Here is a 17876-nt window from a genome sequence, read left to right as displayed (position 1 = left end):
CAATACCAGGGCGGTGCTGCGCCGGACAGAGACCGCCGACTTTTTTCAGGTCGGCCCCGAAAGGTGGCAAGCAAAGTGAGGGCCAATGGCCGCCACCTGTCTGCAGGTTTCGGCGGTCTTGCTTTTTAATTACTCCAATTCACATGACAGAAAAACGTTTTTTTATCGCCACACAGGTTTATTTGCAGAGGCGGCAGATAGTGCTTGGCGAGCCACCAGCACCCCGTTAAAGTCCGAATTCCTACCTGCTGTAACTCGCCTCCCTTACCCGCCCCCTCTTGCAGCATGCCGCGCCAATCAGGTGCAGGGCGCTGTTCGTATCGCCTGACTCTCTGCGCTCCTGTAGGAGCCGGCTTGCTGGCGATCCCGTCAACGCTGATCGCCGGCAAGCCAGCTCCTACAAAGGCATCAATGCTGATCCTCTCAATCACTCCGATAGGTGGTCTTGCCGCCCCCTGACCTCTAGAATCGCCCTCACGCTTTCTGGAGACTCCGCACATGCTGATGGTGATTTCACCGGCCAAAACCCTCGACTACGAGACGCCGCCTGCCACCCCGCGCTTCACCCAACCCGAGCACCTCGACCACGCCCAGGAGCTAATCGCCCAGCTGCGCGACTTAAGCCCGGCGCAGATCGCCGAGCTGATGCATCTGTCGGACAAGCTCGCCGGCCTCAACGCCGCGCGTTTCGGTAGCTGGGAACGACCGTTCAATCCATCCAACGCCAAGCAGGCGCTGCTGGCATTCAAGGGCGACGTCTATACCGGGCTGAACGCCGAGGATTTCTCCGAAGAGGATTTCGACTTCGCCCAGACTCACCTGCGCATACTCTCCGGCCTTTACGGTGTGCTGCGCCCGCTGGATCTGATGCAGGCCTATCGCCTGGAAATGGGCACCAAGCTGGCCAACGGCCGTGGCAAGGATCTGTACGCCTTCTGGGGCGAGCGCATCAGCGCCTGGCTGAACGAGGCGCTGGCTGCGCAGGGCGACAACGTGTTGCTCAACCTCGCCTCCAACGAGTACTTCGGTGCGGTCAAGCGCAAGGCACTGAACGCGCGCATCATCGACACCGAGTTCAAGGATCTGAAGAGCGGCCAGTACAAGATCATCAGCTTCTACGCCAAGAAAGCCCGCGGCCTGATGGCGCGCTACGTGATCAAGGAGCGCCTGACCAACCCCGACGGTCTGAAGGACTTCAACTATCAGGGTTACCGTTATTCAGCCGAGCATTCCAAGGCCGACAGCCTGGTGTTCCTGCGCGACCAGCCGCAGGACTGAAAGCACAGTACGCCCCGCCCCATGTCGGGCATCAGGCAACACCGCATGCCCGCACAAGCGGGCATCGCTATCCTGTCCCCCGGTTCCCGCTTTCGCCGGCGCCAGGATAAGCGGCCATTGCGCCCCTCCTGGCGCAGGGCTGGCTAGTGTAGGATGAGCGCAGACTTCCAAAAGGACTGCCCGCATGCTGTTCGGTGCCGCACTCGTCATTACCTGGCTGATTCTGCTGATCCGCTATCCGACCAAGGCACTGCCGGTGTCCATGGCCGCGCTGGTCGGTCTGGGTCTGGTGGCCACCTGGGTGATCTGGCAGGAAAGCCGCGACGAGCGCTACCTCGCCCACCTCGAACTACGCCTGCACTACGACCCGCAGCGCTGCCCTGCCGACCGCCCGCTGGCCATCGATCTGAAGAACGGCAGCGACGCCGCCTTGCTCGAGCTGCGCTGGGAAGTCGCCGCCTACCGGCCCGGCAACTCCACCAACCTGGCCCAGCGCCTGTATGAATCGCCGCGCTACAGCGGCCCGGGCGAGCTGCTGCCGGGCGCCAGCTGGAACGACTGCCTGCCCCTGCCCGACCTGCGCAGCGGCTATCGCCCGGCTACGCTGGAGTTTCGCGCCGAGCGTCTGCAAGGCAAATTCATTCGATAACCTGTAGGAGCGAGCTCTGCTCGCGAAGCTTGCGGCGTAATACGCGTTCGCGAGCAGAGCTCGCTCCTACAGCTCGACATCCGTTGCCAGCCCCGTAGGGCGGACTCAGGAGCCTAGGTGAACAGTCCGCCATCACCTCAAGCCAAGCCTGCTAAGCTGCAACCCCATTCGCGTCTCAGGGAGTCCCGCGCATGCCCCAACCCAGCGCCCTTATCACCGGCTGCTCCAGCGGCATCGGCCGAGCCCTGGCCGATACCTTCAAGGCGGCTGGCTACGTGGTGTGGGCCACGGCGCGCAAGGAGCACGACCTCACAGCGCTCGAGCAGGCCGGGTTCCACGCAGTGCAACTCGACGTCAACGACGGCGAAGCGCTGCAGCAGCTAGCCACACGTCTGAGCGAGGAGATCGGCGGCCTCGATGCACTGATCAACAACGCTGGCTATGGCGCCATGGGCCCGCTGCTCGACGGCGGCGTGGAAGCCATGCAGCGCCAGTTTGAAACCAACGTGTTCTCCATCGTCGGCGTGACCCGCGCGTTCTTCCCGCTGCTGCGTCGCAGCCGTGGCCTGGTGGTGAATATCGGCAGCGTTTCCTCGGTACTGGTAACACCCTTCGCCGGTGCTTACTGTGCCTCCAAGGCAGCGGTGCATGCCTTGAGCGACGCACTGCGCATGGAGCTGGCGCCGTTCTCCATCGAGGTGATGGAAGTGCAGCCCGGCGCCATCGCCTCCAGCTTCGGCGCCAACGCCAGCCAACAGGCCGAGGCGCTGATCCGTGAGGATTCGCCCTGGTGGCCGCTGCGCGAGGGTATCCGCGCCCGCGCCAATGCCTCACAGGACAACCCGACCCCGGCCAGCGAGTTTGCTGCGCAACTGCTGGCCGCCGTGCAGCGTGACAAGCGCCCGCGCCTGTTGCGCCTGGGCAATGGCAGCCGCGCCCTGCCGCTGCTCGCCACGCTGCTGCCCAAAGCCCTGTTGCAGCGGGTACTGCGCAAACGCTTCGGTCTGGTGCAAAGCCTGTGAGCCAGAGCCTGCAACTGCGCTACTACGCGGCGGCGGGAGTAATCGCGGCTATCGTGCTGAACCTGCTGCTGCGCACCTTCGTGCGCCTCGGCGGCGTGTTCACCACATTGCTGATCGCCGCCGCCATCGCGGCCGGCCTGGCGCTGGTGTTTCACTGGCGTACCGGGCGTGCACCCAGCAACGCTGAGCGCTGGCGTTTCACCCTGCTCTACGGCGGCGTGCTCGGGCTGCTCTATCTCGGCCTGCTGGGCATGATGGTCCTGCAGGACACGCCCAGCCCCATGGGCCTGTTTCTCTTCAGCCTGCATTACCTGTGCTACCCGGTGCTGGCCTGGCTGGCGTTTTCGCCACGCCATGGTCGCTGATCGTTTTGTCAGGATGACCCCGCCATGCTGCACACCCTCGCCGTCGCCAACTACCGCTCGATCAACAGCCTGATCCTGCCGCTGGGCCGGCTCAACCTGATCACCGGCGCCAACGGCAGCGGCAAGTCCAACCTCTACCGCGCCCTGCGCCTGCTGGCGGAAACCGCGCAAGGTGGCGTGGTCAACGCGCTGGCGCGCGAAGGCGGGCTGGAGTCGAGTTTCTGAGCCGGCCCGGTGAAGATTTCCCGGCGCATGCTGGGCGGCGAGGTGCCCGTGCAGGGTGGCCCACGACAGAACGTGATACGCCTGCGCCTGGGCTTTGCCGGCGAGGATTTCGGCTACGCCATCGCCCTTGGCCTGCCCGAGCCAAGCAGCTCGGCATTCGCCCTCGACCCGGAGATCAAGCGCGAGTGCATCTGGGCTGGCGCCAGCTACCGTCCCGCCTCGCTGCTGGTGGATCGCACCGGGCCCATGGTGCGCATGCGCGAAGGCCGCAGTTGGCAGGTATTGGCCCAGCACGTGCCGAACTACGACAGCCTGTTCGACCAGATCGGCAACGACCCGAATTGCCCGGAAGTCTTCCAGCTGCGCGAAACCATCCGCCGCTGGCGCTTCTACGATCACTTTCGCAGTGATGCCGAGGCGCCGGCGCGCCAGCCGCAACTGAGCACGCGCACACCGGTGCTGCACCACGATGCCCGCGAGCTGGCCGCCGCCCTGCAGACCATACGCGAGATCGGCGACCGCGCGGCGCTGGACGCCGCCATCGACGACGCTTTCCCCGGCAGCCGCCTGCATATCGATTTTCAGGCCGGCGGTCGCTTCGCCGTGGAACTGCGCCAGGAAGGTTTGCTGCGCCCCTTGAGCGCCGCAGAACTGTCCGACGGCACGTTGCGCTACCTGCTGCTGGTGGCCGCCCTGCTCACGCCACGGCCGCCTTCACTGATGGTGCTCAAACCAGCCTGCACCCGGATCTGTTACCTGCACTAGGCCGGCTGATCATCGCCGCCTCGAAGCAAACGCAGGTGTGGGTCGTGTCTCACGCCAGCCGCCTGATCGCCACGCTCAAGGAAAGCCCCAACTGCAACACCCTGGAGCTGGACAAACAGCTCGGCAAGACCTGCATACGCGGCCAGGGCATGCTCGACGAGCCGCCCTGGCACTGGCCGGATTGAGCGGCCAGACACCAGGCCCGTAGGAGCCCGCTTGCGGGCGATCAGCCATGGCCAAGCATCGCCGGCAAGCCGGCTCCTACAAAGCGGTCACAGCCCGTCGAGATAGCGCTCAACATCCAGCGCGGCCATGCAGCCGGCACCGGCCGAGGTGATCGCCTGGCGATAGACCGAATCGGCCACGTCACCGGCGGCGAACACGCCAGGAATGCTGGTCGCGGTGGCATTGCCCTCGCGCCCGCCATTGACTACCAGGTAACCGTCCTTCAGCGCCAGTTGGCCTTCGAAGAGGCTGGTATTGGGCGTGTGACCGATGGCAACGAACAGGCCATCCACCTTCAGCTCGCGATAGGCACCGCCGTATTGCTTGAGGCGTACGCCGGTGACACCGCTGGCATCGCCCAGCACCTCGTCGACCTCCGCATTGAGTTGCAGCTCGATCTTGCCCTCGGCAATGCGCGCGTGCAGCTTGTCCTGCAGGATTTTCTCGGCACGGAAGGTCTCGCGGCGATGGACCAGCGTGACCTTGCTGGCGATATTGGCCAGGTACAGCGCCTCTTCCACGGCCGTATTACCGCCACCGACCACCGCGACCTCGCGACCGCGATAGAAGAAGCCGTCACAGGTCGCGCACGCCGAAACGCCACGGCCCATGAACGCCTCCTCACTGGGCAGCCCCAGGTAACGCGCGCTCGCACCGGTAGCGATGATCAGCGCGTCGCAGCTATAGGTGCCGCTGTCGCCGACCAGGGTGAATGGCTTGCCGGCCAGATCCACGGCGTTGATATGGTCGAAGACGATCTCGGTCTCGAAGCGCTCGGCATGCTCCTGCATGCGCTGCATCAGCGCCGGGCCAGTCAGGCCATGCGGGTCACCCGGCCAGTTGTCCACCTCGGTGGTGGTGGTCAGTTGGCCGCCGGCCTGGATACCGGTGATCAGCAGCGGTTTCAGGTTGGCGCGGGCGGCATAGACGGCAGCGCTATAACCGGCAGGGCCGGAACCCAGAATGATGACGCGGGCATGACGAACGGCAGACATCGCTAACTCCTTGCAAGCCCACAGGGCCGGCAGGCCAGAATAAAAAGGGACTCTCGAAGCACTAGGGGAAGGCTTGGAATGTTGAGAGCCCCGCAAAAAGCGCACCTCTAAAAACTACCTGCGTTGTCATCGCTGCGTTAAAAACAGGCTCGTGCGCGAGTCCGATCAAAATGCTCATTTACAGCTCGTAAAGTCGAGCGCGACTCCGATCGTTTTTCGCCTGTGTTTGCCTTGCGCTGACTGCCTCGCCTACGTTTTTAGAGGCGCCCTAAAATGAAACTGGGCGCAAGGCTATCGAGGCGACTGGCGAAGCGGAAATATCCATTGCCAATTCCGCGAATAGAGTCCGCCTATGGCCCTCGGGGTGAATTGCCCCATGACTGAACTTTCACCGCGCAGGCAAAGTCGGTATGGTCGCGCGCATCAACCACTCAGGAGACCGCCATGCCCGCCGCTCCCGTCCTGTCCGGCCCGCAATACCTGCGAGAGGGCCTGAAACTGGTCCTCAGCCCCGGCCTGCGCCTTTTCGTGCTGCTGCCGCTGGCGGTCAATCTGATCCTGTTCGTTAGCATGATCAGCTTTGCCGTGCAGCAGTTCAGCGGCTGGGTCGATACCTTCATGCCTTCCCTGCCGAACTGGCTGAGCTTTTTGCAGTACATCCTCTGGCCACTGTTCGTGGTGCTGGTGCTGCTGATGGTGTTCTTCACCTTCACCCTGCTGGCCAACATCATCGCCGCACCGTTCAACGGTTTTCTCGCGGAGAAGGTCGAAGTAGTAGCGCGCGGTGAAGATCATTTCCCGCCGTTCAGCTGGGCCGAACTGGCAGCCATGGTACCGCGTACCATGGCTCGCGAAATGCGCAAGCTGGGTTACTTTCTGCCACGCGCCATCGGCCTGCTGATCCTCAGCTTCATCCCGGTAGTCAATCTGGTCGCCGCGCCGCTGTGGCTGCTGTTCGGCGTGTGGATGATGGCCGTGCAGTACATCGACTACCCGGCGGACAACAACAAGATGAGCTGGCAGGACATGCTCGCCTGGTTGCGCGAGAAGCGCTGGCAAAGCCTGAGCTTCGGCGGCATCACCTACGCCGCCCTGCTGGTGCCGGGGCTGAACATCCTGATGATGCCGGCTGCCGTGGCCGGTGCCACGCTGTTCTGGGTGCGCGAGCACGGCGAGCAGGCGCTAGGTTCACGCAAGGACATCGTGTAACGCCTGCATCGACGCCTGCGACTCGCGCTCGACGCGCCTGTGCATGAACAAGCGGTTGGCCAGGCGCATCAGCCAGTTGTCGAAGCCGTACTCGAGGGTGCGCACGAGCTCGCAGCCGCCCTCCACCGCCACGCACTCGTAGGTCAGCAGCAAATGCAGGCCATGCTCGCCCTGAGCACTGGCCTACCAACGCTGGGCCGGCTGATTGTCGAGCACGTCCCAGCGCAGATGCCCGCCGTGAAGATCAGCCTGATCTGGCATCGCCAGCAGCATCACGACCCGGCACATGCCTGGCTACGCGAACAACTGCGCGGCCTGCTCGCCTGACACATAACCGCAATCGAAACGTCATGTTCACTACATGACCTGGGCAGAGACTGCTTACATGAACGCACCTTCTCTGCACATCGCGCTGATCAGCGAAACCTTCCCGCCGGAAATCAACGGCGTGGCCAATACCCTCGGCCGCCTGGTCGACGGCCTGCGTGGCCGTGGCCATCGCGTGCAACTGATACGGCCACGCCAGGAGGTCGATCAGGAGCAGGACGCCGGCAATGACCTGCTGCTCACTCGCGGCTGGCCGCTGCCCGGCTACCCCGGCCTGCAATGGGGTCAGTCATCCCTGCACAAGCTGCTCAGGCGCTGGAAAAGACAACGCCCGGATGTGCTCTATATCGCCACCGAAGGCCCGCTTGGCCTGTCCGCCTTGCGCGCGGCCAGGCGCCTGGCGATCCCAGTGGTCAGCGGTTTTCACACCAACTTCCAGCAGTACACCGGGCACTACGGCATCGGCCTGCTGACCCGGGCGATGACCAACTACCTGCGCTGGTTTCACAACCGCACGCAGCTGACGCTGGTGCCGAGCATCGGCCAGAAGGTCGACCTCGAACGCCGTGACTTCGAACGCCTGGCCCTGCTCGCGCGGGGTGTCGACAGCCAGCTGTTCCACCCACGCCGACGCTGCGACGCCCTGCGCGAAAGCTGGGGCCTGGGGCCGGATGACCTGGCCGCGCTGCATGTCGGGCGCCTGGCGGCAGAGAAGAACCTCGGTCTGCTGGTAAAAGCCTTCCACGCCCTGCAGACAGCTCATCCGCGGCGCCGTATGCGGTTGATTCTTGTGGGAGACGGACCACTGCGCGCCAGCCTGCAGGCGCAGCTGCCGGAGGCGCTTTTCTGCGGCCTGCAGCGCGGTGAAACGCTGGCCACGCACTACGCTTCGGGCGATCTGTTCCTGTTCCCCAGCCTCTCGGAAACCTTCGGCAACGTGGTGCTGGAAGCCCTGGCATCGAGTCTTGGCGTGGTGGCATTCGACCAGGCGGCGGCCGCCCAGCATATTTATCACGGCCACAATGGCATGCTCGCTCGCCCTGGCGACGAAGCCGGTTTCTGCGAAGCCGCCTGCGAGCTGTTGGAAGATGCAGAGGTGCTGCGGCGCATCCGCCTCAATGCCCGCCGACATGCCAGCCACCTCAGCTGGGACGGCATCGTCGCGCTGTTCGAACAGCACCTGCGCAGCGCCATGCAGCCAGCGCACCTCTGCGTCAGCACGGAGCTTGCCCGTAGGGCGGGTGAAACCCGCCACTGAGACAATCTGGCGGGTTGCACCCGCCCTACGTGATCACATCCACTCAAAACATGCAGATGTAAAAAAGCCCCGATGTGCCGGGGCTGAAAACGGGGCGCCGGATCGCGGCGCCCGATAGAAACGGACTCAGACCAGCGTGGTCAGCGCATCACGGCTGAACGGCAGGATGTCCTGTTCGCGGCCTTCGCGCACCTTCAGTGCCCAATCCGGGTCGACCAGCAGCGCGCGGCCCACGGCGACCAGGTCGAACTCCTCCTTGTTCAGGCGCTCGAGTAGATTCTCGAGACTGGCCGGCTCGGCCACCTTGTCGGTCTTGACCATGAACTGCAGGAACTCGCCATCCAGGCCGACACTGCCGACAGTGATGGTCGGCTTGCCAGTGAGCTTGCGCGTCCAGCCGGCCAGGTTGAGGTCGCTGCCTTCGAACTCCGGCTCCCAGAAGCGGCGCGTCGAGCAATGGAAGATGTCCACGCCGGCATCGGACAGCGGCTTGAGGAAGGCCTCCAGCTGCTCCGGAGTCTGCACCAGGCGCGCGCTGTAGTCCTGCTGCTTCCACTGCGAGTAACGCAGGATGATCGGGAAGTCCGGGCCGACCGCCGCACGCACGGCCTGGATCAGCTCGATGGCGAAACGCGAACGCGCCGCCAGGTCACCACCATAGCCGTCGGTACGCTGGTTGCTGCCTTCCCAGAAGAACTGGTCGATCAGGTAGCCGTGGGCACCGTGGATCTCCACGCCGTCCATGCCGATGGCCTTGGCGTCGCGTGCAGCCTGGGCGAAGGCAGCGATCACTTCATCGATATCGGCCTGGGTCATGCCATGCACAACCACCTGGCCATCCTTGACCTTCTCCATCGGGCCATAACCCGGCACGCTGGCATCCGGTTCGGTGCCCAACTTGCGCACGTTCCCCACGTGCCAGAGCTGCGGGACGATCTTGCCGCCTTCGGCATGCACGGCATCGACCACCTGTTTCCAGCCAGCCAGGGCATCTTCGCCGTAGAAACGCGGCACGTTCGGGTAGCCGTTGGCCGCCTTGTGGCCGACGGTGGTGCCTTCGGTGACGATCAGGCCCACGCCCGCAGCCGCGCGGCGACGGTAATACTCGATGACCTTGGCGTTGGGTACGCCACCGGGCGAGAAGGAGCGGGTCATCGGCGCCATGACCACACGGGTCGGCAGCTCCAGGTTACCGAGGCGGAACGGGGCGAACAGGGCTTGAACGGGAGCGCTCATCATCTTTCCTCTGGGGTTGAACGGTAATCAGGCCTGCAGCAAACGCTCCAGGCGGTTGACGAAAGCTTCCAGCGGCTGCAGGTTGCGGCCCACCTTGAGCCGCGCCAGCACACCCTGCCAGGCGTCGCTGATAAAGGTGGCGAGGTTGCTGCAGTCCTCGTCGGCGGGCAGTTCTCCGACGGCCTGCGCCTGCTCCAGGCAGTCGCGCAGGATGTCCACCGAGGCCTGCTGGATGGCCGCGACCTCGGTGCCGATCGCCGGCAGCATCTCGCTCATCTCGAAACTCAGGCTGCCGATGAAGCAGTGGTACTGCGGCGTGTCCTGGCGGGCGAAGTGCGCCAGCAGGTCGCGGTAGTAAGCAAGGATGCGCGCCCGCGGGCTCAGCGCGGCATTGCTCAACGCCTGGGCGTAACGCTCCAGACGCGGGCGATAGATGAAGGCCAGCGCCTGCAGGGCGAAGTCTTCCTTGCTGGCGAAGTAGTGATAGAAGCTGCCCTTGGGAATCCCGGCCGCCTGGACGATCTCCAGCACACCGGTGCCGTGGTAGCCGCGCCGGGTCATCACCGCCGAGCCTTTGCTGAGGATCAGGTCGCGCTTGTCGAGTCGAATGCTGTTCATGGCGCCGAGCATATGACCGGTCGTCTCGCTCGCGACAGCACTATTGATATTGGTGATTAAGGGTTAAAAAACCCAAGACGAATGCCCACGACAGAACAGGTAGGAGCGAGCTCTGCTCGCGAAGCCTTTGGGTTACAGGGTTCGCGAGCAGAGCTCGCTCCTACAGATCAGGGCTGCAGCCAGATCAGCGAAGCAAAACGCCCGGTGCGGGCACTGCGGCGATAGGAGTAGAAACGCGGGTCGGTGTAGGTGCACAGCCCACCGCCGCTGACCGCGGTCACGCCGATGGCGGCCAGGCGAATGCGCGCCAGTTGGTAGATATCAGCCATGAACTTGCCAGCGTTGGCGCCGGGCACAAACGCCGCAGCAGCCTCGGCATGCTGTTGCACGAAGGCCTCCCGCACTTCAGCCCCCACCTCGAACGCAGCCGGGCCGATGGCCGGGCCGAGCCAGACCAGCAGCTCCTGCGGTGCAACGTTCAGCGCCTTGACGGTCGCCTCCAGCACACCACCGGCCAACCCGCGCCAACCGGCATGGGCCGCTGCCACGCGGGTACCGACGCGGTCGCAGAACAGAGCCGGCAAGCAATCGGCGGTCATCGCCGTGCAGGCGATACCAGGGGTGGCCGTCCAGTTGCCATCGGCTTCGATCACCACAGCCGGATCGGCTTTAGCCACCACGATGCCATGCACCTGGCGCAACCAGGCGGGTTGGCACCCCAGGGCATCGACCAGATGCTGACGGTTGCTTGCCACCGCAATCGGGTCGTCCTCGACATGATCGCCCAGGTTGAAGGTATCGAACGGCGCCGCGCTGACGCCGCCGCTACGGGTGGTGACGCAGGCGCGCACGTTGGCCGGCGCAGGCCAATCGGGAACGAGCCAGTCGTGGGCACTCACCCGACGAAGGCCTCGCGATCCTGACGCAACAGGGTCAGCAGCCAGACCAGATCATCCGGCAGCGCCGATTCCCACTTCATGCGCTTGCCGGTAGCCGGGTGATCCAACTCGAGGAAGCGCGCATGCAGGGCCTGACGCGGGAATTCCTTGAGACTCTGCACCAGGGTCGGGCTGGCGGCTGGCGGAATGCGGAAACGCCCGGCATAGACCGGATCGCCCACCAGCGGATAGCCAACATGGCTCATGTGCACACGAATCTGGTGCGTGCGCCCGGTTTCCAGCTTGACCCGAACATGAGTGTGCGAACGGTAGCGCTCGAGCACGCGGTAGTGACTGATCGCCGGCTTGCCGCCATCGGTCACCGCCATGCGCTGGCGCTGGCTAGAGCTGCGGCCAATCGGCGCATCGATGGTGCCGCCGGCGGTGATCATGCCGATGCAGATGCATTCATAGATGCGGCTGACGGTACGCTTCTGCAGTTGCTCGACCAGGTTGGTCTGCGCCTGCAGGGTCTTGGCCACCACCATCAGGCCGGTGGTGTCCTTGTCCAGACGATGGACGATACCGGCACGCGGCACATTGACGATATCCGGTACGTGGTGCAGCAACGCGTTGAGCAGGGTGCCGTCGGCATGCCCGGCAGCCGGATGCACCACCAGCCCCGCTGGCTTGTCGATCACCAGCAGGTGTTCGTCTTCGTAGACGATGTTCAGTTCGATGTCCTGTGCGACCCACTCGCCCTGCGCTTCCTGCTCGGCATCGAGCACCAGGGTCGAGCCGGCATGCACGGTGTCGCGCGGGCGTGCCACGGTGCCATCGACGGTCAGGCGACCTTCCTTGATCCAGGTAGAAAGGCGCGAACGGGAGTACTCGCCAAACAGCTGCGCAGCCACCTGGTCGAGGCGTTGACCGCCCTGTTCAAAGGGGACGATGGCCTGGAGTTGAATCAGCTGCTTGTTTATAGAAGTCATCTTCGGCAACGGCGGGAGCCTGGCCTTTGGTTTCGGCGACAGGCTTGTGGTTAAATACGGCGTCTTTGCCCCAGGGTTTTCCGGGGGCGCTCATCATAACAGGACGGCCGCGCGGCCGTCACAGGGACGCAAGCCGCCATGCAAGTGAAACACCTGCTGCTGATCGCCATCCTCGCCCTTACCGCCGCCTGCTCCTCCAAGCAGCCGGAGGTCGATGAAAACCTCAGCGAGGTGGAGCTGTACCAGCAGGCCCAGGCCGACCTGGACAACCGCAGCTACACCCAGGCCATCGCCAAACTGAAGGCGCTGGAGTCGCGCTATCCGTTCGGACGCTACGCCGAGCAGGCGCAGCTGGAGCTGATCTACGCCTACTACAAGAATGCCGAGCCGGAGGCCGCCAAGTCATCCGCCGAGCGCTTCATTCGCCTGCACCCGCAGCACGCCAACGTCGACTACGCCTACTACCTCAAGGGCCTGGCCTCCTTCGACCAGGACCGTGGCCTGCTGGCGCGCTTCCTGCCGCTGGACATGACCAAGCGCGACCCCGGCGCCGCGCGCGACTCCTACAACGAGTTCGCCCAGCTCACCAGCCGCTACCCGACCAGCCGCTACGCCCCGGACGCCAAGCAGCGCATGATCTACCTGCGCAACCTGCTGGCCGCCTACGAAGTGCACGTTGGCCACTATTACCTGACCCGCCAGGCCTACGTCGCCGCCGCCAACCGTGGTCGCTACGTGGTGGAGAACTTCCAGGAAACCCCGTCGGTCGGTGACGGCCTGGCAATCATGACCGAGGCTTATCAGCGTCTGTCCCTGGACGACCTGGCTGCCACCAGCCTGGAAACCCTCAAGCTCAACTACCCTGACCATCCGAGCCTGGCAAGCGGCCAGTTCGTACCGCTCGAAGAGGAAGCCGACAACCGCTCCTGGCTGGCCAAGGCCACCCTGGGCCTGATCGAAACCGACACGCCGCTGCCGCCGGGCGAAACCCGCGCCAGCCAGGACGTGGTTCGTCAGTACGAGGAAGCCGAGCAGCAGATACCGCGCGAACTGCAGCAGGACGCCAAGACCGGCGAAACCGCCAAGAAGCGTTCGATCTGGAGCTACCTGACCTTCGGTCTGTTCGACTGAGCGATGCGTGATTGAACAAGGGAGGCTTCGGCCTAATGCTGATCAGTTAAGCGCTGACTGCCTACGATGAGTCTCCTCGCCCCTCTGGCGAGCCATGTTCGGAGAGGGGTAAATGGCCGTTTCGCGGTATTTCGGCCCTCTCCCCCAGCCCCTCTCCCGTAAACGGGAGAGGGGAGCCAAACGCGTACAGCCTTAACTGACTGGCATTAGGCTTCGGCCTCCCTTTTTATTGCCCCGGAAACAGCGCACAGCTTGCCACCGCCCCCCCTGTGCCGCGGACTTCACCTTGGCTAAACTGCCACCCTCAACCAAACAAAAGAGTGCACCATGGGTCTGTTTCGCTTGCTGTTCTGGATCGCCATCATTTTCGCCGCGATCTGGGTTTGGCGCCGCTATATAAGCGCCCCCAAGCGCCCCAGCCAAGCGCAGCGCGAAGATGAACCAGCGCCCATGGTTCGCTGCGCGCACTGTGGCGTGCACATCCCCAAGGCCCAGGCGCTGAGCCAGGATCAGCAGTGGTACTGCAGCCAGGCCCACCTCGAACAAGGCCCGCACACCGGTGACCGCTGACACCAGCGTACAGAACAGCACACAAGGGCAGCGCATCCTCAGGCTCTATCACTTCTATCGCCTGACCATCGGCCTGGCGCTGATCCTGCTGATCTCCAGCAACCTCGACGAGCAGTTGCTGGATGTCGTGCATATCGAGCTGTTTCGCACCGGCAGCTGGGTTTACCTGATCCTCAACATCTTCATCGCCGTACTGGTGCAGAAACCCAAGCACCTGATGCAGCTGTTCAGCCTGGCGCTGGTCGATGTGATCTTTCTCTCGGCCCTGTTCTATGCAGCGGGCGGCACGCCCAGCGGTATCGGTAACCTGCTGGTGGTCGCCGTAGCGATCGCCAACATTCTGCTGCGCGGCCGCGTTGGCCTGTTGATCGCCGCCATCGCCGCGATAGCGCTGATCTACCTGACCTTCTACCTCAGTCTCAGCCACCCTGCTGCCGCCGCCCAATACGTGCAGGCTGGCGCCCTCGGCGCGCTGTGTTTCGCTGGCGCGTTATTCATCCAGGGCATCACCCGACGCCTGCAGATCAGTGAAACCCTGGCCGAAAAGCGTGCAGCCGACGTAGCCAACCTCGAAGAGCTCAATGCGCAGATCCTGCAACGCATGCGCACCGGCATCCTGGTGCTCGACACCCAACACCGCGTGCTGCTGGCCAATCAGGGGGCAACGCAGCTACTGGGCCGTGGCGAACTGACCGGCAAGATCATCGACCCACACTGCCCCGAGCTGGTCAAACGCCTGCAGCAGTGGCTGCACAACCCGACGCTGCGGCCGGAAAGCCTGCAGGCGCAGGTCGATGGCCCGGTACTGCAGCCAAGCTTCATCTCCCTGCAACGCGGTGACCAGCAGCACACCCTGGTGTTTCTCGACGACATCTCGCAGATCGCCCAGCAGGCGCAACAGCTCAAGCTGGCCTCGCTCGGCCGCCTGACCGCCGGCATCGCCCACGAAATTCGCAACCCGCTCGGCGCCATCAGCCATGCCGCGCAGTTGTTGCAGGAATCGGAAGACCTGCAAGGCCCGGATCAGCGCCTGGCGCAGATCATTCAGGATCACTCCAAACGCATGAACCTGGTGATCGAGAACGTCCTGCAGCTCTCGCGCCGGCGCCAGGCCGAACCGCAACTGCTCGACCTGAAATACTGGCTACACCGCTTCGCCAGCGAATTTCGCAGCTCGGCACCGGCCGACCGGCAGCTCCATCTGGAAACCCAGGGCGGTAGCCTGCAGACGCGCATGGATCCACACCAGTTGAACCAGGTACTGACCAATCTGGTACAAAACGGCCTGCGCTACAGCGCCCAGAAGCACCGGCTCGGCCAGGTCTGGCTGCGCCTGTTCCGCGATGCGGAAAGCGACCTGCCGGTACTGCAGATTCTCGACGACGGCCCCGGCGTGCCGCCCGAGCAGGAACCGCACATCTTCGAGCCCTTCTACACCACGGAAAACAAGGGCACCGGCCTTGGCTTGTACATCTCGCGCGAGCTGTGCGAGAGCAACCAGGCTCGCCTCGACTATAAACCTCGTGAAGGTGGCGGCAGTTGCTTTCGCATCACCTTCGCCCATCCGCGCAAACTGAGCTGAACATGAACCGTCAGAGAGCCCTGATCGTCGACGACGAACCCGATATCCGTGAGCTGCTGGAAATCACCCTCGGACGCATGAAGCTGGACACCCGCAGCGCGCAACGTCAAGGAAGCGCGTGAATGGCTGGCGCGCGAGCCATTCGATCTGTGCCTGACCGATATGCGCCTGCCCGATGGCACCGGCCTGGATCTGGTGCAGCACATTCAACAACGTCATCCACAGGTACCCGTGGCGATGATCACCGCCTACGGCAGCCTGGACACCGCGATCAACTCGCTCAAAGCCGGCGCCTTCGACTTTCTCACCAAACCGGTGGACCTCGGTCGCCTGCGCGAACTGGTCGCCACCGCCCTGCGCATTCGCTCCCCCGAAGGCGAGGAAACCCCGGTCGACAGCCGCCTGCTCGGCGACTCGCCACCGATGAAATCGCTGCGCAAGCAGATCCAGAAACTCTCGCGCAGCCAGGCGCCGGTCTATATCAGCGGAGAGTCGGGCAGCGGCAAGGAACTGGTAGCGCGCCTGATTCACGAGCAGGGGCCGCGCGCCGAGCAGCCGTTCGTACCGGTCAACTGCGGCGCTATTCCCTCGGAGCTGATGGAGAGCGAGTTCTTCGGCCACAAGAAAGGCAGCTTCACCGGCGCCATCGAAGACAAGCAGGGGCTGTTCCAGGCGGCCAATGGCGGCACCCTGTTCCTCGACGAGGTCGCCGACCTGCCGCTGCCCATGCAGGTGAAACTGCTGCGTGCGATTCAGGAAAAAGCCGTGCGCGCAGTCGGCGGCCAGCAAGAAGTAGTTGTCGATGTGCGCATTCTCTGCGCCACCCACAAGGACCTTGCCGCCGAAGTCGCTGCTGGCCGCTTCCGTCAGGATCTCTACTACCGCCTCAACGTCATCGAACTGCGCGTCCCGCCGCTGCGCGAGCGGCGCGAAGATATAGCCCAATTGGCTGACGTGATGCTCGCGCGCCTGGCCGATGGCACCGGCCTGGCCGCCGCCAAGTTGCACCCCGACGCACTGGAAAAACTGAAGAATTACCGCTTCCCCGGCAACGTGCGCGAGCTGGAAAACATGCTCGAACGCGCCTACACCCTCTGCGAAGACGATCAGATCACGCCCAGCGACCTGCGCCTGGCCGATGCCAGCAGCCCTGGCAACGAAGGCGGCGAAACCAGCCTGGCGCAGATCGACAACCTCGAGGACTACCTCGAGGACATCGAACGCAAACTGATCATGCAGGCACTGGAAGAAACCCGCTGGAACCGCACGGCGGCGGCGCAACGCCTGGGCCTGACCTTCCGCTCGATGCGCTATCGCCTGAAGAAGCTGGGTATCGACTGAATCCCGAGATCACGCTTGTGTAGGAGCCGGCTTGCCGGCGATCAAGACAGCCTGCGTCACAGTTGACGAGCCACTACTGCAACCGCCCCGCCGGCGCATAAGGTGCCGGATCGATGATCGGCTCACGCCCGAGCATCAGATCAGCCAGCAACTGGCAGGATGCCGGCGCCAGCACCAGCCCATTACGGAAGTGCCCACAGTTCAGCCATAGGCCCGGGTGCCCAGGCACCTCGCCGATAAAGGGAATGCCTTCCGGCGAGCCGGGCCGCAAGCCGGCCCAATGCGCCACCACCTCAGCCCCCTTGAGCGCTGGCAACAGCTCCTCGGCCGACGCCTTGAGGCTTGCCAGCGCATTATCGGTCGGCGTCTTGTCGAATCCGGCGTATTCCAGCGTGCTGCCAATCAGGATATGGCCATCACGCCGCGGAATCGCATAACGCCCCTTGGCCAACACCATGCTTGGCAGAAAATCCTCGGCGCATTTGTAGAGAATCATCTGCCCTTTCACTGGCTCGACCGGCAACTCCAGCCCAAGCGTCTTGAGCAACTCACCACTCCAGGCGCCAGCAGCCAAAACCACGCGCTCGGCACGAATCTCGCCAGCAGCCGTGGTCACACCGCAGATCCGCTCGCCCTCCTTAATAAAGCCGGTAACCGGACAATGCTCACGCAGCTCGACGTTAGGCATGGCCGCCAAAGCCGCCCGCAGCGCTTTGACCAATCGGGGATTACGCACATTGGCCACGCCCGGCATATGAATGGCGCGCTGGAAACCGCCACCCAGAACAGGCACCTGCTGATAAGCCTCAGCGATATCCACCGGAAACAGCGCACGGCCCTCGCGTACAGCCCAGGCCAGCGCCTCGGCCTCGTCATCCAGATCAAGCCAGTACAGCCCGGTGACATGCACCTCGGGATCGACGCCGGTGTCTTCCAGCAACTGCTGCGCAAAACCCGGATAGAAATCCTGCGACCAATGCGCCAACGCCGTCACCGCCGCGCTGTAGCGCCAGGGGTAGAGCGGCGAAACGATACCGCCGCCGGCCCAGGAGGATTCGGCACCGGCTTGGCCGCGCTCCACGAGTCTCACCCGCTTGCCGGCCAGCGCAAGTTCATAAACCGACAAAAGCCCAATAGCGCCGCCGCCAACAAGGATCACATCCACCACCACAACACGCCTCACAAGTGTATGACCGGCCTTGACAGCCAA

At 64.0% G+C, this 17876-nt stretch carries 17 protein-coding genes and 2 pseudogenes; 12 read left to right on the top strand and 7 right to left on the bottom strand.

The genetic code is table 11. From position 1 onward, the window contains the following. Nucleotides 1–498: 498 nt before the first annotated feature. The 5 genes and pseudogenes from yaaA (at nt 499) to PSOLE_RS08305 (ending at nt 4489) form a co-directional block, all read left to right on the top strand. Entirely contained in the window at nt 499–1278 is a 780-nt protein-coding gene (gene yaaA, locus PSOLE_RS08325; RefSeq protein WP_074855581.1) for a peroxide stress protein YaaA, read from the top strand. Nucleotides 1279–1462: 184 nt separating this feature from the next. Next, nucleotides 1463–1927 carry a multidrug transporter gene (locus PSOLE_RS08320; protein WP_074855580.1) on the top strand — a complete coding sequence of 155 codons (465 nt, stop codon included), beginning with the start codon at nt 1463–1465 and terminating at the stop codon, nt 1925–1927. A gap of 191 nt (nt 1928–2118) precedes the next feature. Next, entirely contained in the window at nt 2119–2949 is an 831-nt protein-coding gene (locus tag PSOLE_RS08315; RefSeq protein WP_074855577.1) for an SDR family oxidoreductase, read from the top strand. Continuing rightward, entirely contained in the window at nt 2946–3314 is a 369-nt protein-coding gene (locus PSOLE_RS08310; RefSeq protein WP_074855575.1) for a hypothetical protein, read from the top strand. Before PSOLE_RS08315 ends, PSOLE_RS08310 begins: the two co-directional genes overlap by 4 nt. Before the next feature lie 24 nt (nt 3315–3338). Further along, nucleotides 3339–4489: pseudogene (locus tag PSOLE_RS08305) on the top strand (AAA family ATPase). Nucleotides 4490–4576: 87 nt separating this feature from the next. Here the strand turns inward: PSOLE_RS08305 and trxB are convergent. Next, a complete protein-coding gene (gene trxB, locus PSOLE_RS08300; protein ID WP_074855572.1) occupies nt 4577–5524 on the bottom strand; it encodes a thioredoxin-disulfide reductase in 948 nt (315 codons plus the stop codon). 444 nt (nt 5525–5968) lie between these two features. Here trxB and cysZ point away from each other — a divergent pair, with 444 nt between their 5' ends. Further along, the gene (cysZ, locus tag PSOLE_RS08295) at nt 5969–6733 is read left to right on the top strand and encodes a sulfate transporter CysZ (RefSeq protein ID WP_074855570.1); all 765 of its coding nucleotides are present in this window, start codon (nt 5969–5971) and stop codon (nt 6731–6733) included. On the opposite strand, the gene PSOLE_RS08290 is transcribed toward cysZ, so the two are convergent. Continuing rightward, a complete protein-coding gene (locus tag PSOLE_RS08290) occupies nt 6713–6886 on the bottom strand; it encodes an SRPBCC family protein (protein ID WP_241198026.1) in 174 nt (57 codons plus the stop codon). The two genes, cysZ and PSOLE_RS08290, sit on opposite strands and share 21 nt — an antisense overlap. A gap of 9 nt (nt 6887–6895) precedes the next feature. Between PSOLE_RS08290 and PSOLE_RS23645 the strand changes: the two genes are divergently transcribed. Together PSOLE_RS23645 and PSOLE_RS08285 are read left to right on the top strand one after the other, a co-directional pair. Then, nucleotides 6896–7060, top strand: coding sequence for a hypothetical protein (locus tag PSOLE_RS23645; RefSeq protein WP_241198025.1), 165 nt, complete (start codon nt 6896–6898; stop codon nt 7058–7060). A gap of 58 nt (nt 7061–7118) precedes the next feature. Continuing rightward, nucleotides 7119–8318 carry a glycosyltransferase family 4 protein gene (locus PSOLE_RS08285; RefSeq protein ID WP_083393706.1) on the top strand — a complete coding sequence of 400 codons (1200 nt, stop codon included), beginning with the start codon at nt 7119–7121 and terminating at the stop codon, nt 8316–8318. Nucleotides 8319–8444: 126 nt separating this feature from the next. Here PSOLE_RS08285 and PSOLE_RS08280 read toward each other — a convergent pair whose 3' ends face one another. The 4 genes from PSOLE_RS08280 to rluD form a co-directional block, all read right to left on the bottom strand. Further along, nucleotides 8445–9554, bottom strand: a complete 1110-nt coding sequence (locus PSOLE_RS08280; RefSeq protein ID WP_055983801.1) for an NADH:flavin oxidoreductase — start codon at nt 9552–9554, stop codon at nt 8445–8447. Between the two features lie 27 nt (nt 9555–9581). Continuing rightward, nucleotides 9582–10172 (bottom strand): TetR family transcriptional regulator, encoded by a 591-nt coding sequence (locus PSOLE_RS08275; protein ID WP_436466341.1) that lies wholly within the window; start codon nt 10170–10172, stop codon nt 9582–9584. A 167-nt stretch (nt 10173–10339) separates the two neighbouring features. Continuing rightward, entirely contained in the window at nt 10340–11071 is a 732-nt protein-coding gene (gene pgeF / locus PSOLE_RS08270) for a peptidoglycan editing factor PgeF (RefSeq protein ID WP_074855566.1), read from the bottom strand. After that, the gene (gene rluD / locus PSOLE_RS08265) at nt 11068–12042 is read right to left on the bottom strand and encodes a 23S rRNA pseudouridine(1911/1915/1917) synthase RluD (RefSeq protein WP_055983812.1); all 975 of its coding nucleotides are present in this window, start codon (nt 12040–12042) and stop codon (nt 11068–11070) included. Before rluD ends, pgeF begins: the two co-directional genes overlap by 4 nt. 138 nt (nt 12043–12180) lie before the next feature. Here rluD and PSOLE_RS08260 point away from each other — a divergent pair, with 138 nt between their 5' ends. From PSOLE_RS08260 to PSOLE_RS08245, 4 genes and pseudogenes are all read left to right on the top strand, one after another. Beyond that, complete coding sequence (locus tag PSOLE_RS08260) at nt 12181–13173, top strand: outer membrane protein assembly factor BamD (protein WP_074855564.1); 993 nt, start codon at nt 12181–12183, stop codon at nt 13171–13173. Nucleotides 13174–13500: 327 nt separating this feature from the next. Next, nucleotides 13501–13743 carry a PP0621 family protein gene (locus PSOLE_RS08255; protein WP_003459426.1) on the top strand — a complete coding sequence of 81 codons (243 nt, stop codon included), beginning with the start codon at nt 13501–13503 and terminating at the stop codon, nt 13741–13743. Continuing rightward, nucleotides 13733–15325: a sensor histidine kinase gene (locus PSOLE_RS08250; protein WP_074855562.1), complete on the top strand. Its 1593-nt coding sequence runs from the start codon at nt 13733–13735 to the stop codon at nt 15323–15325. The genes PSOLE_RS08255 and PSOLE_RS08250 overlap by 11 nt, the downstream gene beginning before the upstream one ends. A 2-nt stretch (nt 15326–15327) precedes the next feature. Further along, a pseudogene (locus PSOLE_RS08245) lies at nt 15328–16666 on the top strand (sigma-54-dependent transcriptional regulator). A 73-nt stretch (nt 16667–16739) separates the two neighbouring features. Here the strand turns inward: PSOLE_RS08245 and thiO are convergent. Then, the gene (gene thiO / locus PSOLE_RS08240) at nt 16740–17837 is read right to left on the bottom strand and encodes a glycine oxidase ThiO (RefSeq protein ID WP_074855561.1); all 1098 of its coding nucleotides are present in this window, start codon (nt 17835–17837) and stop codon (nt 16740–16742) included. Between the last annotated feature and the right edge of the window lie 39 nt (nt 17838–17876).

Origin of the sequence: Pseudomonas oleovorans subsp. oleovorans, assembly GCF_002197815.1 — a bacterium.
GTDB classification, from domain to species: Bacteria; Pseudomonadota; Gammaproteobacteria; order Pseudomonadales; family Pseudomonadaceae; genus Aquipseudomonas; species Aquipseudomonas oleovorans.
The sequence above is the reverse complement of the archived record's forward strand: the minus strand, read 5'-3'. Positions and strand labels throughout refer to the sequence as shown.